General features: G+C 66.3%; 10 protein-coding genes and 2 pseudogenes. 4 read left to right on the forward strand and 8 right to left on the reverse strand.

Annotated features, from left to right (window positions below; all coding sequences use genetic code 11):
• Positions 1-84 precede the first annotated feature (84 nt).
• Positions 85-1,800: an NAD+ synthase gene (locus ACRHIG_RS02990; protein WP_489629320.1), complete on the forward strand. Its 1,716-nt coding sequence runs from the start codon at positions 85-87 to the stop codon at positions 1,798-1,800.
• On the forward strand, positions 1,797-2,852 hold the full coding sequence (locus ACRHIG_RS02995; RefSeq protein WP_489629321.1) for a bifunctional nicotinamide-nucleotide adenylyltransferase/Nudix hydroxylase: 1,056 nt from the start codon (positions 1,797-1,799) through the stop codon (positions 2,850-2,852). Before ACRHIG_RS02990 ends, ACRHIG_RS02995 begins: the two co-directional genes overlap by 4 nt.
• A gap of 24 nt (positions 2,853-2,876) precedes the next feature.
• On the opposite strand, the gene ACRHIG_RS03000 is transcribed toward ACRHIG_RS02995, so the two are convergent.
• Together ACRHIG_RS03000 and ACRHIG_RS03005 are read right to left on the reverse strand one after the other, a co-directional pair.
• The gene (locus ACRHIG_RS03000; RefSeq protein ID WP_489629322.1) at positions 2,877-3,704 is read right to left on the reverse strand and encodes a hypothetical protein; all 828 of its coding nucleotides are present in this window, start codon (positions 3,702-3,704) and stop codon (positions 2,877-2,879) included.
• 92 nt (positions 3,705-3,796) lie between these two features.
• A complete protein-coding gene (locus ACRHIG_RS03005; RefSeq protein ID WP_489629323.1) occupies positions 3,797-4,720 on the reverse strand; it encodes a LysR family transcriptional regulator in 924 nt (307 codons plus the stop codon).
• 120 nt (positions 4,721-4,840) lie between these two features.
• Between ACRHIG_RS03005 and ACRHIG_RS03010 the strand changes: the two genes are divergently transcribed.
• Both ACRHIG_RS03010 and ACRHIG_RS03015 read left to right on the forward strand, forming a co-directional pair.
• A complete protein-coding gene (locus ACRHIG_RS03010; protein ID WP_489629324.1) occupies positions 4,841-6,262 on the forward strand; it encodes an MFS transporter in 1,422 nt (473 codons plus the stop codon).
• Entirely contained in the window at positions 6,259-6,657 is a 399-nt protein-coding gene (locus ACRHIG_RS03015) for a DUF4440 domain-containing protein (RefSeq protein WP_489629325.1), read from the forward strand. The genes ACRHIG_RS03010 and ACRHIG_RS03015 overlap by 4 nt, the downstream gene beginning before the upstream one ends.
• Before the next feature lies 1 nt (position 6,658).
• On the opposite strand, the pseudogene ACRHIG_RS03020 reads toward ACRHIG_RS03015, so the two are convergent.
• The 6 genes and pseudogenes from ACRHIG_RS03020 to ACRHIG_RS03045 form a co-directional block, all read right to left on the reverse strand.
• Positions 6,659-7,304: pseudogene (locus ACRHIG_RS03020) on the reverse strand (DUF1349 domain-containing protein).
• Positions 7,258-8,646: an efflux transporter outer membrane subunit gene (locus tag ACRHIG_RS03025; protein WP_489629326.1), complete on the reverse strand. Its 1,389-nt coding sequence runs from the start codon at positions 8,644-8,646 to the stop codon at positions 7,258-7,260. The pseudogene ACRHIG_RS03020 and the gene ACRHIG_RS03025 overlap by 47 nt, the downstream one beginning before the upstream one ends.
• Positions 8,643-11,740: pseudogene (locus tag ACRHIG_RS03030) on the reverse strand (MexW/MexI family multidrug efflux RND transporter permease subunit). The gene ACRHIG_RS03025 and the pseudogene ACRHIG_RS03030 overlap by 4 nt, the downstream one beginning before the upstream one ends.
• 12 nt (positions 11,741-11,752) lie before the next feature.
• Positions 11,753-12,673, reverse strand: a complete 921-nt coding sequence (locus tag ACRHIG_RS03035; RefSeq protein WP_489630732.1) for an efflux RND transporter periplasmic adaptor subunit — start codon at positions 12,671-12,673, stop codon at positions 11,753-11,755.
• Positions 12,562-12,852 (reverse strand): hypothetical protein, encoded by a 291-nt coding sequence (locus tag ACRHIG_RS03040; protein ID WP_489629327.1) that lies wholly within the window; start codon positions 12,850-12,852, stop codon positions 12,562-12,564. Before ACRHIG_RS03040 ends, ACRHIG_RS03035 begins: the two co-directional genes overlap by 112 nt.
• A gap of 67 nt (positions 12,853-12,919) precedes the next feature.
• Entirely contained in the window at positions 12,920-13,402 is a 483-nt protein-coding gene (locus tag ACRHIG_RS03045) for a DUF2165 family protein (protein WP_489629328.1), read from the reverse strand.
• Between the last annotated feature and the right edge of the window lie 92 nt (positions 13,403-13,494).

The following is a 13,494-nucleotide window of genomic DNA, read 5'->3' on the forward strand; positions in this document are numbered from 1 at the left end:
CAGGCTTGCACGATTGCATCAGTACGCTCATAAAACTTTTCAGGCAGGATAGTGGTTTCAAGCGGAACCAATTGAAGGATCACCATGCTGACCATCGCCCTCGCCCAGATGAATCCCACCGTGGGCGACTTCGACGCCAATGTCGCCGCCATCACTGCGCGCATGGCCCGCGCCAGCAGCGATGGCGCCGACCTGCTGGTGTGCCCCGAACTGTCGTTGTGCGCATATTACCCGGGCGACCTGTTCGAAGATGCCGCCTTCCTGCGCGGCCTGCAGCAGGCGCTCGAGACCCTGCTGCAAGCGTCCACGCGCTGGCCCGCGCTGGTCACCGTCATCGGCACGGCGCGCCCCAATCCCGGCGTCGGCAAGCCCCTGTACAACGCCTTGCTGGCCATCCGCGACGGGCATATCGTCGCCGAATACTACAAGCAGCTGCTGCCGACCTACGGCATCTTCGACGAGGGCCGCCATTTCGAGCCGGGCCCGCCCGGCGCCTGCACCCTCGATATCGCCGGCTGCAAGGTCGGTTTCATGATTTGTGAGGATGGCTGGAACGACGACGGCCGCGCCTATGCCGTCAACCCGTTTGAGGCCCTGCACGCGGCGCGGCCCGACCTGGTCGTCAGCATCAATGCCAGCCCGTCCGATATCGGCAAGCGCGCGCAGCGCCACGCTGTGTTTGGCGCCGCCTGCCAGCGCGTGAATCTGCCTCTGCTCTTCGTCAACCAGGTGGGCGGCCAGGACCAGCTGGTGTTCGACGGCGCCTCGTTCGCCATCGCGCCGGGCGATGGCGTGCAATTCGAGGCGGCCCGCTTCGTCGAGGATTTCCAGCTGCTGCGTTTTGCCGATGGGCGTTTCGCGCAGAAGGACGGCGCGGCGTTTCCCGTGCCGGACCCGGACGGCATCCCCGCCGTGGAGTTTGCGCGCCGCCAGATCGTGCTCGGTTTGCGCGACTACGCGCGCCGCTGCCGCTTTACGCAAGTCGTCGTCGGCTGCTCGGGCGGCATCGATTCGGCGCTGACCCTGGCCCTGGCCGTCGAGGCGCTCGGCGCGGATAACGTGGCGGCCATCACCATGCCGTCCGTGTTTTCCAGCGCCGGCTCCGTCACCGATTCCGTCGCCCTGTGCGCCAACCTGGGCATCGCCCTGACCACGCACCCGATCCGCGACATCGTGGCGAAGTACGAAGCCGGCTACGCGGCGGCCTTCGACGGCAAGCTGCAGGGACTGCCGCTGGAAAACCTGCAGGCCAGGGTGCGCGGCACGATATTGATGGAATACTCGAACGCCTTCGGCGCCCTGCTGCTCACCACCGGCAACAAGAGCGAAATCTCGGTCGGCTACTGCACCTTGTACGGCGACACGAACGGGGGCCTGGGCTTGATTGGCGACCTGTATAAAACGGAGGTCTTCGCCCTGTCGCGCCACATCAATGCCAGCGCCGGACGCGAACTGATCCCCGCCGCCGTGCTCGATAAACCCCCGTCGGCGGAGCTGGCGCCGGGCCAGCGCGACACCGACAGCCTGCCGCCGTACCCGGTGCTCGATGAAATCTTAAAGTGGCACATCGAGGGACGGCGTTTGCCGGCGGCCGAAAGCGCGCAGGCGCTGACCCTGGTCGACCAGTTGCGCGAGACGGACGAGGGGCGGGTTCTCGTGACGCGCATCCTCGGCATGGTCGCCCGCAACGAATATAAGCGGCGCCAGGCGGCGCCCATCATCCGCGTGCGTTCGCGCGCCTTTGGCAGCGGCCGTCAATTGCCGATCGCCGCCCACTACCCCACCGGAGACGACGCATGACCCTCGCCTATTCCGCCGACGCGGCCATCCTGATCGGCCGTTTCCAGCCTTTTCATAACGGCCATGCCGGCTTGCTGCAGAAGGCGCTGACGACGGCCGCGCAAGTGGTGGTGGTGCTCGGTTCCGCCTTCCATGCGCGCAGCCCTAAGAATCCGTTTACGTGGCAGGAGCGGGCCGCCATGATCGCCGCCACCCTGCCCGAGGATCAGCGCGCGCGCGTGCATTACGTGGCCGTGCGCGATTACTACGACGATGGCCTGTGGGCAGACGCCGTGCGGCGCGCCGTGGCGGGCGCCGTCGCCACGGCGCAGCGCGTCACCCTGGTGGCTTGCTTCAAGGACGCCACCAGCTATTATCTGCACCACTTCCCGCACTGGCAGCTGCTCAATCTGGAGATCGACCCTGGCGCGCCGATCGGCGCGACGGCCATCCGCAGCGTGCTGTTCGAGGCGGAAGACGTCGACGTGTCGCTGAGCGCCGTGGCGCAGCTGCTGCCGGCGGCCATCGGCCAGTATGTAAAAGCGTGGACCTTGCTGCCGTGGTACGCGCCGCTGGTGCAGGAATACCGCGCCATCGAGGCCTACAAGGCGCGCTGGCGCACGGCGCCGTATGCGCCCATCTTTTGCACCGTGGACGCGCTGGTGCAGACGGGCGGCCACGTGCTGCTGGTGCGCCGTGGCGGTTATCCGGGCAAGGGCCTGTGGGCCTTGCCGGGCGGCTTCCTGGAGCCGCGCGAACGCCTGCTGCAGGGCGCGCTGCGCGAGCTGGCGGAAGAAACCCAGCTGGGCGTGCTGGCGCCCACCCTCGTCGAGGCGCTGGTGGGCGTGGCCGTGTTCGACCACCCGGACCGCAGCCAGCGCGGGCGCACCATCACGCATGCGCATTATTTTGACCTGAAGACGCGCCAGCTGCCGGCCGTGACGGCGGCCGACGATGCGGCGCTGGCGCAGTGGGTGCCGGTGAGCGCCCTGCCGGCCATGGAAGAGCAATTCTTCGAAGACCACTTCCACATCCTGAACCACTTCCTCAAGCTCACGCACGAGGGGCGCTGAGGGCAGCAACGCCCTCGGCGCGCGTCAGGACGTGATGCGTTCCCAGCCATGCTTGATGGCCGCCTTGAAGTTGTCCCACGCCGACTGGGGATACGTGTGCTCCCACGTGGAACGCAGGTCCGCTTCCACCTCGTCCCATGGGCGGCCCCGGTAGCTGTCGCTGTTGGCCATGGAATGGCCATAGCGGTAGGCGGGATCGTAGTCCTCGAAGCGCGCGCCGGTGGCGACATAGGTGGCGCTCCAGTGGCTGCGGTAGTACTGCTCGTCGTCGTAGCTGGTGCCGGGCAGGTTGTCGGCGCCCGGATAGCGGCGCACGTTGGCGCCCGCGCCGGACGGCGGCGATGCCATGCCGCCCGCAAACTGCTGCGACCCTGGCGCCTCGTTGATATTGCCGGCGGACGTGCCCTGCTGCGATGGCGCGCCGGACTGCATGCTGGCGCCCTGGCGCGTCGCGCTGTCGTTGTACGGCGCGCCTTGCCAGCCGCCGGCGCGCCAGTGCTCGGCGTGCGCATCGATGTCGAGCGGCGCGTAGCGCTCGACGAGGTCGGTGGCGCGCTGGAGATCGGCGTCGCTCGCTCCCTCCAGCGTCAGCACGACGTGTCCGCGCCGCACGGCTTCCGCATAGATGTGGCGGTCGGCATGGCTGCCGAACAGGTCCGTAAAGAAATGCTTGATGCTATCGAGCAGGCTGTCGCTGTCGTCGCGGCGGATATTTTCCGTGGCGGAAAAGTCGTCGCTGCCCGCGTCGTGCAGGCGGATGCTGGCGCTGGGGAAGCCCGCCGTGATCAGGTCGTGCCGGGCGCGCTCGGCCATGTCGCGCACGGCGAAAACTGCTGCCAATGTATGTGCCATGATGGTCTCCATTCGATGAACAACGTCCTTTCAGTGTAGGCCGTGCACACCGAAAAGGGCGCCCGTTTGCCCCTTGGAAATCGTTGTGTTTATCAAGTATTGACGAAGTGAAACCTCAGTCCGGCGTACCCACGAACGCGCGCAAGAAGTCGATAAAGGCGCGCACCTTTTCCGCAATATGCTGGGTGTTCGGATACACGGCATACACGCCCTGCTCCGGGAAGGCGGCGCCGGGCAGCAGGCGGCGCAGGCGTCCCGCGCGCACCTCCCCTTCCACCAGCCACTGCGGCAGCAGGGCCACGCCGCAGCCGCCCAGCGCAAAGCCCAGCAGGGCCGAGGCGGAGTCGGAATGGATGGCGGCGTCGTCCTGCGCGGCAAAGGCGGCCGGGCCGTCGGGCGTGTGCACGTCCCAGCGCAGCGGCGAGGCCAGGCGGCTGTGCGCCAGCCAGCGCGCGCTGCAAGTCGTCCAAGGTGGCGATGTCCCTGCCGGGCAGGCTGGCCAGGTAGGCGGGCGAGGCGACGGGCCAGATCGCGTACGGCTCGATCAGCGCGGCGCGGTAGCTCGAATCGTTGAGTGAACCCATGCGGATGGCCAGGTCGTAGCGGCCCGAGATCAGGTCTTCATGTGACGACGACGACGAGTGCTGGATCTGCAGCTGCGGGTGGGCGGCGGCGAAGGCGATCAGCGCGGGGATCACCGTGCGGCTGCCGTATTCGACGGTGGTGGTCAGGCGCAGGGTGCCGCGCAAGCCTTGCTGGCCCTGGCGCGCCGTCTCGATGGCGCCATGCGCTTCGCTCAGCACGCGCTGGCAATCCTCGTAAAAGCGCCGCCCCACGTCCGTCAGCGCCAGGCTGCGCGTGCTGCGCGTGAGCAGCGACACGCCCAGCTCCGCCTCCAGCTGTTTCAAATTAAAACTGACGACGGCCTTGCTCTGGCCCAGCACGGCGGCGGCAGCCGTCAGGGAGCCGGCGTCGACGATGGCGATGAAAATACCCAGGCGGTCAAGACTGATCATAGATAAGAGAGATGCGGTTCTCAGGGGTTTGTCAAAATTTGTTTGACAGTGTAATCGGGGCTGGCCCGTTACGCAAATGGCCTGTGGCGCTTAAGCTGGCCGTTTGCCATTCGGAGCACCATGGACTATCGCAAAAAAGTGGCGGCCATCTATTTGCTGGGGTTTTTCGTCGACCTGATCAACATGTTCATCACCAGCGTCGCCTATCCCGACATCGGCCATGCCCTGCACGCCTCGGTGGCGCAGCTGGCCTGGATCAGCACCGCCTACATCCTCGGCCTGACCATCGTCATTCCCGCCAGCGCCTGGCTGGCTGCCTATTATGGCAGCAAAACCGTGTTCATGGCATCGTTGCTAACTTTTTTATGCGCCAGTATCGGCGCCGGCCTGGCGCCCTCGATCGAGGCGCTGATCGCCTGGCGCTGCGTGCAGGGCCTGGGCGGCGGCTTGCTGATCCCGCTGGGGCAAAGCATGACCTACCAGCTATACCAGCCTGTCGAACGACCCGGCCTGTCCTCCGTCATCATGCTGGTGGGCTTGCTGGCGCCCGCGCTGTCGCCTGCCCTGGGTGGCGTGATCGTCGATAGTCTTTCCTGGCGCTGGATTTTTTATTTGAACGTGCCGTTCGCGGCGCTGGCGCTGCTGCTGGCCGCCTGCTGGCTGCGTCCCGATCCGCCCCGCGCGGCCGTGCCCCGTCTCGACGTGGCCGGCCTGCTGGCGGGCAGCACGGCGATTTTGCTGCTGTTGCTGGGCTTGACCATGCTCGGTACGCCGGGCGAGCTGCTGGCCGGCGCCGGCGTGCTGGCGCTGGGCGCCGCCTGCGCGTGGGGCTATGTGCGCGGCGCATTGCGCAAGTCGACGCCGCTGCTCAACCTGCGCCTGGCCGCCGAACCGCTGCTGCGCATTGCCATGCTCATGTATCTGCTGGTGCCCGGTGTCTTCATGGGGGTGAGCCTGCTGGCCATGCTGTACCTGCAGGGCGTGCTGGGCATGCCGGCATCGACGGCGGGCGCCTTGATGCTGCCGTGGGCCTTGGCCTCGTTTGCGGCCATTTCGCTGACGGGCAAAAGCTACCGCCGCGTGGGGCCGCAGCCCCTGTTCATCGCTGGTGCCCTGCTGCAGGCGGCGGGCATGCTGATGCTGCTGCGGGTGGATGCGGCCGATCAGTTGTTCTGGCTGGCCGGCGCCTATGCCGTCATGGGTTTTGGCGGCGGCTTGTGCAGCAGCACGGCGCAAAGCACGGCCTTCTTGCGCACGCCGGACGCGCAACTGAGCCAGGCGAGCGCCGTGTGGAATATCAACCGCCAGCTGGGCTTTTGCCTGGGCGTGGCGCTGCTCAGCGTACTGCTGAACGGCTTGCTGGCGGCGCAGGGCATCGGCAGCCTGGACGCCCCCGCCCTGCATGCGCGCGCGGCGCAGGTGTTTCACTGGTGCTTTGCGCTGGCCGCCAGCGCGTGCGTGCTGCCTTTGGCACTGTGCCTGCGCATCGATAACCGCGCCGTTCTCGACCTTTTACATCACCATGGAGCAAGCAAAAAATGAATGCTACAAATCTTTATTTTGACGACGTTTTATCCACGCATGTGCTGATCCGCGAGTGGCTTTCCGGCGCAGCCACGGCGCCCGAACATTGCGCTGATTTGCTCGCGCGTTTCTCGCCCGGTTTCACGATGGTGGCGCCCGCTGGCAAGCAGCTCGATGGCGCCGGTTTGGCGGCGTTTTTCCGCGCCGCCGGCGGCAGCCGTCCGGGCTTGCAGATGCGCATTTCGGATATCGTTCTGATACAGGAAAGCGCGGCCGGCGCCACCGTCTCCTACCGTGAGTTTCAGTCCACGCCCGGCGCAGAAAACACGGAGCGCCTGTCGACCGTCGTGTATGAAAAAACGCCTGCCGGCGAGCTGCTGTGGCGCCATTTGCACGAGACGTGGGCGGTTTAACTTAACTCAAATCATGCAAGCCTTTTTGCAGCGCGGGACCGGTGGCAAACTGCGAAAACACCACCTCCAGGCCACCGCGTTCCGGCGTGCAGCACATGGGCCCGACGCGGTAGCGGGATGCCGCAGGAAACGGCGCCAGGCGCAGCAGCGGCCAGCGCAATCCATCGGTCGAATACTGCACCCGGATCACGCCCTTTTCCACCGTCACGCGCAGCCAGAAACCGTCCGGCATGGCGGGCGCGATGCTGACGGCCCAGTCGGATTTGTCCAAGGTCAATACGCTGCTCAACAGCAGCTGGCCGTCGGAAAATTCGACGCCGCATTTGAGCCAGTGTTGCTCGTCGATGCGCACCATCATGCCGGCCTGGTCGTACAGCGCCGCGTACTGCGCGGCCACGTGCAGCTGCGCCGTGAAATCGCCATGGATTTCAGTGCCAAAAGTGGCCGCTGTCGCGGATAAAACCATACGAGGTCTTGCGCCAGAAATCCGTGTTTGCATCCGTCGTCACGCGTAATTGCGCGCCGTCGGCGGACCAGTTTTCCGGTGGATTGAGCCAGCTGCCTTGCGTGAACATCGCATTTCCTCCTGATCGAAAAATGCTACATAGTTTGCCCCCATCCCAGCGCCTTGTACAGGGCGATCGCATCGATGTAGGAGGCCGTTTCCGCCAGCAGCGCTTCGCGCCGGATATCGTACAAGGCGCGCTGGTTTTCCAGCACCGCCTGGTAGCTGCCGGCACCGCCCTGATAGCGCGTGCTGGCGATGCCCAGGGCCGCGTTGCCATGGCGCGCCGATTCCAGCAGGGAGGCCAAGCGCGTCTGGTTTTCCGCCAGCTGCGTGACGGCGTTTTCCACGTCTTCCTGCGCCAACAACATCGTTTGCTCATAGCGCGCCAGCGCGCCCTGCGCCTCGGCCCGCGTGCCGCGCAAGCGTGCCCTGACGCTGCCCAGGCGGAAGGCCGGATAGCTGACGGAGGGCGCCACCTCGACCGCGCGCGCGCCGCCGTCGAACACGCCGCTGCCGCGCAGGGCGAAGAAGCCTAAAAAGCCGCCCAGGCTGAGGCGCGGATACAGGTCGGCCGTGGCGGCCCCCACGTCTTCGCTGGACGCGGCCAGCAGGCGTTCGGCGCGCACCACGTCGGGCCGCTGCTTGATCAGGCGGTTCACGTCGCCGAGCGGCAGCTGGCCCGCCAGCGGCGCCTGCTGGCGCGGCGTGGTGGCCAGCGCGATGGCACCCGGCGCTTGGCCGCTCAAGACATCGAGCCGGTACTGCGCCTGCCGTAACCCCGCCTGCAGGGGCGGCAAGGCCGCCTCGCTGCGCGCCAGGTTGGCCAGCGCGTTGTGGCGTTCTTCCGGCAAGCCGCTGCCGGCGCGGATGCGCGCGTCGGTCAATGCCACCGTGTCGCGCCAGCTTTGTATCTGCGCCTGCGTCAGCGCCAGGTTTTGCTGGTAGCCCAGGGCCTCGTAGTAATTGCGCGCCACCTCGGCGGCGATCGTCAGCCGCACCTGCCGCAAATCGGCCTGCGCCGCGTCGGCGCGCGCCTGCGCCGAGCGGGAAATATGCGCGAGGCGGCCGAACAGGTCGATCTCCCATTGCGCGTCGAATCCCACGCGCGTATTCGTGCTGGCGGCGCGGCTGCCGGGCGTGTTTTGCTGCACCGTGCGTTGCCATCCGGCCTGGCCCGTGACGGTGGGCAGTTCGTCGAGCCGGCGCTCGTCGAAGACGGCGCGCGCGGCCAGCAGATTCGCCTGTGCCTGGGCGATATCGAGGTTGTGTTCGAGCGCGCTGGCGATCAGCTGCGACAGCCGTGCATCGTCGAAAAACGTCCACCACGCGGCGCTGCTGGCAGCTGTTGGACCTGGCGCAAACTGCGCCTGCTGGGGGCTGGCCAGGGTGATGGCGGGCGTGCCCGGCGTGACGTAGGCGGGGCTGACGGCGCAGCCGGCCAGCACGGGGAAAAGGCAGACAAGATAGCGGTAATTTTTCATGGGGATTCCTTCAGCGCCTGCGACAAATCGCGGGCGCGCGGCGTGGCATGGTCGGCCGTGTGGCGGCGGGCCAGAAAGGTGTACACGGTGGGCAGCACGAACAGGGTAAAGAAGGTGCCGATCAACATGCCCGAGACGATCACCACGCCCAGGCCGAAGCGGCTGTTGGCGCCCGCGCCCGAGGCGAACAGCAGCGGCACCAGGCCCACCACCATGGCGGCCGTCGTCATCAAGATCGGGCGCAAGCGGATCTGCGCCGCCTTGCGGATGGCCGTGATGCGGTCGAGCCCTTCATGTACCTGCAATTCGTTGGCAAATTCCACCATCAGGATGCCGTGCTTGCTGATCAAGCCGATCAGGGTCACGAGGCCGATCTGCGTGTAGATGTTGACGGTGGCGTAGCCCAGTGCCAGCGGAATCAGGGCGCCGCAGATCGACAGCGGTACCGTGATCAGGATGATCAGCGGGTCCGTCAGGCTTTCGTACTGGGCCGCCAGCACCAGGTAAATCACGACGACGGCCGCCAGGAAGGCCAGCAGCAGGGCATTGCCTTCCGTGGCGAACTGGCGCGCATCGGACTGCCAGTCGTAGCTGAAGCCGGGTGGCAGGGTTTTTGCCACGCCGTCGAGGAAGGCGACGGCGTCGCCCAGGGTCACGCCGGGCGCCGGCACGCCCTGGAAGGTGGCCGCGTTTTGCTGGTTGAACTGGGTCAGCATGTTCGGCTCGATCTGTTCGCTCACCGAGACGACGGCGGACAGGGGCAGCAGGCTGCCATCGTCGGCGCGCACGTACTGCTGCGTCAGGGCTTGCGCCGTGAGTCGCTGTTCGCGCGGGCTTTGCGCGATGACGTCGTAGGCGCGGCCATCCATGCCGAAGCGGTTCAGATAATTCTCGCCCACCAGCACGGCCAGCGATTCGCCGATGTCCTGCATGCGGATGCCCAGGCTGTTGGCTTTCGAGCGGTCCACGCGCACCTTGACCACGGGGTTGTTGTAATCGAGGTCGCTGTCGACGACGGCAAACAGGCCGCTGTCGCGCGCGCGCTGCTTGACGTCTTCCATGGTGCGGAACAGCGTGGTGTAATCCTGCGCGCTGCGCAGCACCATTTGCACGGGCAAGCCGCCGCTCGACCCGGGCAGGGGCGCCAGCTGGAAGGCGAAGATGCTGGTGCCTTCCACGTCGCCCACGGCGTGCTGGAGTTCGGCCTGGATGACGGCCGCATTGCGCGCGCGTTCGGCCCATGGCGTCAGGTTGATGCCGCCGATGCTCGATGCGGGGCCTTCGCCGCCGTTGATGATCCAGCGCGAGTGCGTTTCGGGGATGTTCTTGTAGATGGCATCGAGCTTGTAGGAAAAGCGTTCGACGTAATCGAGGTTGGCATGCTGCGGCGCCTTGATGGCCGTCAAGACGCTGGCCTGGTCTTCCGCCGGCGCCAGTTCGCGCTGCGGCAGCAGGTACAAAAAGGGCAAACTCACCATCACCAGCGCGGCGAAACCGGCACTCCACCAGCGGTGGTGCAATGAGCGGTCCAGCAGGCGCGCATAGCGGCTGGTCAACCCTTCGAAGAAATGCTCGGCGGCGCGCGCCATGCGCCCTTCCGATTGTTTCGGCTGCAGCAGCAATGAGCTCATCACGGGCGACAAGGTCAATGCCACCACGCCCGACACCACCACGGCGCCGGCCAAAGTGAGCGCGAATTCCTTGAACAGCGCGCCCGTGAGACCCCCATCATGCCGATCGGCGCATACACGGCCGCCAGCGTGATCGTCATGGCGATCACGGGGCCGGCCACTTCGCGCGCACCGACCAGCGCGGCGGCCACGGGCGTCTTGCCTTCCTCGATATGCCGGTGCACGTTTTCCACCACGACGATGGCGTCGTCGACCACCAGGCCCACGGCCAGCACCATCGCCAGCAGGGTGAGCAGATTGATGCTGAAGCCGAAGGCCAGCATCAGCGCCGCCGCACCCAGCATCGACAGCGGTATCGTCACGACGGGAATCAGCACCGAGCGCAAGGAACCCATGCACAGATAGATGACGATGACGACGATCAGCAGCGCTTCGAGCAGGGTGTGCGCCACCTCCTCGATGGACGACTGGATGAAGCGCGCCGTTTCGAACGCCAGCTCCACTTTTACGCCGGGCGGCAGGGTTTTCTGGATCTCCGGCAGCAGTTTTTTGATGCCGTCGACGATCACCAGCGGGTTGCCGCCGGGCGTGGGCGACAGGCCCAGGTACACGGCAGGCACGCCATCCATGATGCCGCTCGTTTCCGTGGCGGCGGCGCCCAGTTCCACCGTGCCCACGTCTTTCAGGCGCACGAGCGATGCGCTGTCCTTTTCATCGCCGCCCTTGCGGATGACCATGTCGCGGAATTGTTCCACGCTGGTCAGATCCGTGTTGACGCTGATGTTGGAGACGACGAATTGTCCCTTCACCTTGCCGGGCGCCGCCTGGTAGTTATTGCGCCGCACGGCGTCGGCCACGTCGGCCGCCGTCAAGCCGCGCGCCGCCAGTTTGGCCGGGTCGATCCACAGGCGCATGGCCAGCTGCTGGCCGCCATACACGTCGACCTTCGCCACGCCGTCGATGGTGGCGAACATCGGCTGCACCACGCGCGCCAGATAATCGGTCAGCGCGGGCGCCGAGACGCTGTCGCTGGCAAAGCCCACGTAGGCGACGGCCGAGGAATCGCCGGCCGAGCGCTCGATCACGGGGTCGAAGGCGCCTTCGGGCAGCTTGTAGCGCACCTGGTTGACCTTGGCCATCACTTCCGTCAGCGCCTGCGTGGAATCGCGGTTCAATTCCATGCGCACGGTGACCGTGCTGCTGCCCTGCACCGACGACGAGGTCAGGTAATCGATGCCTTCCACCGACGATACGGCTTGCGCAATCGGCTGCGTCACAAAACCCTGCATCAGTTCCGCCGAGGCGCCCGGATACGTGGTTTTCACGGTGATGGTCGATGATTCGAGCATCGGATATTGGCGGATCGGCAGCTGCAGGATGGCGATCACGCCCAGCATCAGGATCAAGGTGCTGATCACCAGCGCCAGCACGGGGCGGCGCACGAATAAATCGGTAAATTTCATCGTGTGCGCTCCTTAGGAACCGGCCTTGGGCGCGGCGCGCTTGGCCTCGTCCAGGGTATTGGCCACGGCTTGCACGGCCATGCCGTCGGCCAGTTTCAGCTGGCCCGAAGCGACCACGCGCTGCCCCTCGCGCAAGCCGTCCAGGATGGCGACACGGCCTCCTGCCCGCTCGCCCAGTTTGACGCCCACGCGCTTGACGGTGAGCGGCTGCTTGCCTTCCTGCTGCGCGACAAACACGGTGTCGCCGTAGGCGCTGTAGGTCACGGCCGTTTCCGGCACCGTCAGCTGCTGGCCCGCTTCGCGCGCCACGTGCACATTCGCGTACATGCCGGCTTTTAAGGCGCCGCGCGGATTGCTGAGCGCCGCCTGCACCTGCACCATGCGCGAGCGGTCGATCAGCGGGTCGATGGCGTTGATCTTCGCCGTGAAGATGTCATCGGGATAGGCGTCCACCAGCACCTGCACGGCCTGGCCCGGCGCCAGCTTGGCGCTGCTCTGTTCATCGAGGGCGAAGTTCACCAGCAAGGATTTCGTGTCGATCAGGCTGGCCACCGTGTCGGCCGCGTTCAGGTACTGTCCCGCGTGCACCTTGCGGATGCCCAGCTGTCCCGCGAACGGGGCGCGGATGGTCTTTTGCGCGATCAGCGCCTCCGTCTGACGCACGTCGCCCAGCGCCGCGTCGCGCGCGGCCAGGGCGCTATCCAATTGCTCCTGCGTGGCCGCCTTGTCCTTGACCATCTGCGCCGTGCGCGCATGGCTGCTTTCCGCGTTTTTCAGCTGCGCGCGCTGGCGCAGCAGCATTGCCTGTTCCGGCGCGTCATTCAGTTGTACCAGCACGGCGCCGGCCGCCACGCTCTGGCCCGATGCGAAGCGGATCTGCGTGATCCGGCCGCCCGTTTCGGCGGCCACCTGCACCTGCCGCGCCGCTTCCAGTTCGCCCACGCCCGCAAAAAGCGTTCCTGCGTGCCCAGCACGACGGGCACCAGCGCCACCTTGGTGGCGGGGTAGGCGGCGGCATCGGCCGCATGCGAGTCGGCGCGGGGATACAGCGCGGCGCCCGCGACGGCCAGGGCGATGGCCAGCGCGGAGGCGCCGACGATTTTCGTATTCATGATGAAGTCCTTTACAGCAGTACAAAGGGAAAAGTACAAAGGGAAGAAGAGGCGCAGCGGAGGCTGATCAGGTCCGCTGCGCGTTGAAGGTGAAAAACAGCGCCATGGTCCACAGCAGCAGCACCAGGTGCGTCGTCTGCAAGCCTTCCTGCGCGATCCAGTAGCCGAACCACAGGCCGCCCAGGTGCATCAGCAGCAAAAAGGCGGCCATGGCGCACAAGGCCAGGTTCAGCCAGGGCAAGCCAGCGGCCAGGCCGCCGCCGAACAACAGCGCCACGCCCGTCCAGGCGGCGATGGCGGCCAGCAGTTGCAAGGCCAGCACCACGCCCAGCGCCAGCCGGTGCAAGGTCAATGAGGTGAGGGCGCGGCGCAGCAGCGGCGTCTGGATGGTCGGGTCCTGGCGCAGCGGGTCCATGCGCATGGTGTTGCCGATGGCCCAGACGGAGCCGTGGAAGGCGTGCAGGTTGTTGACGGCGGCCAGGGTCAGCCAGGTGGCCAGGCCGGTAGCGAGGATGGCGTGAAACAGCCAGATCGAGTGTTGCAGCTGCATGGGATTCCAGTCCAAAGAGTGTCTTGCCGGCATGCGGACGTGGAAACTCCTCGACAGCGGGGAGCTACCGGCCTATTATGCAAGCAATTAGT

This window comes from Janthinobacterium sp. C22 (assembly GCF_057919405.1).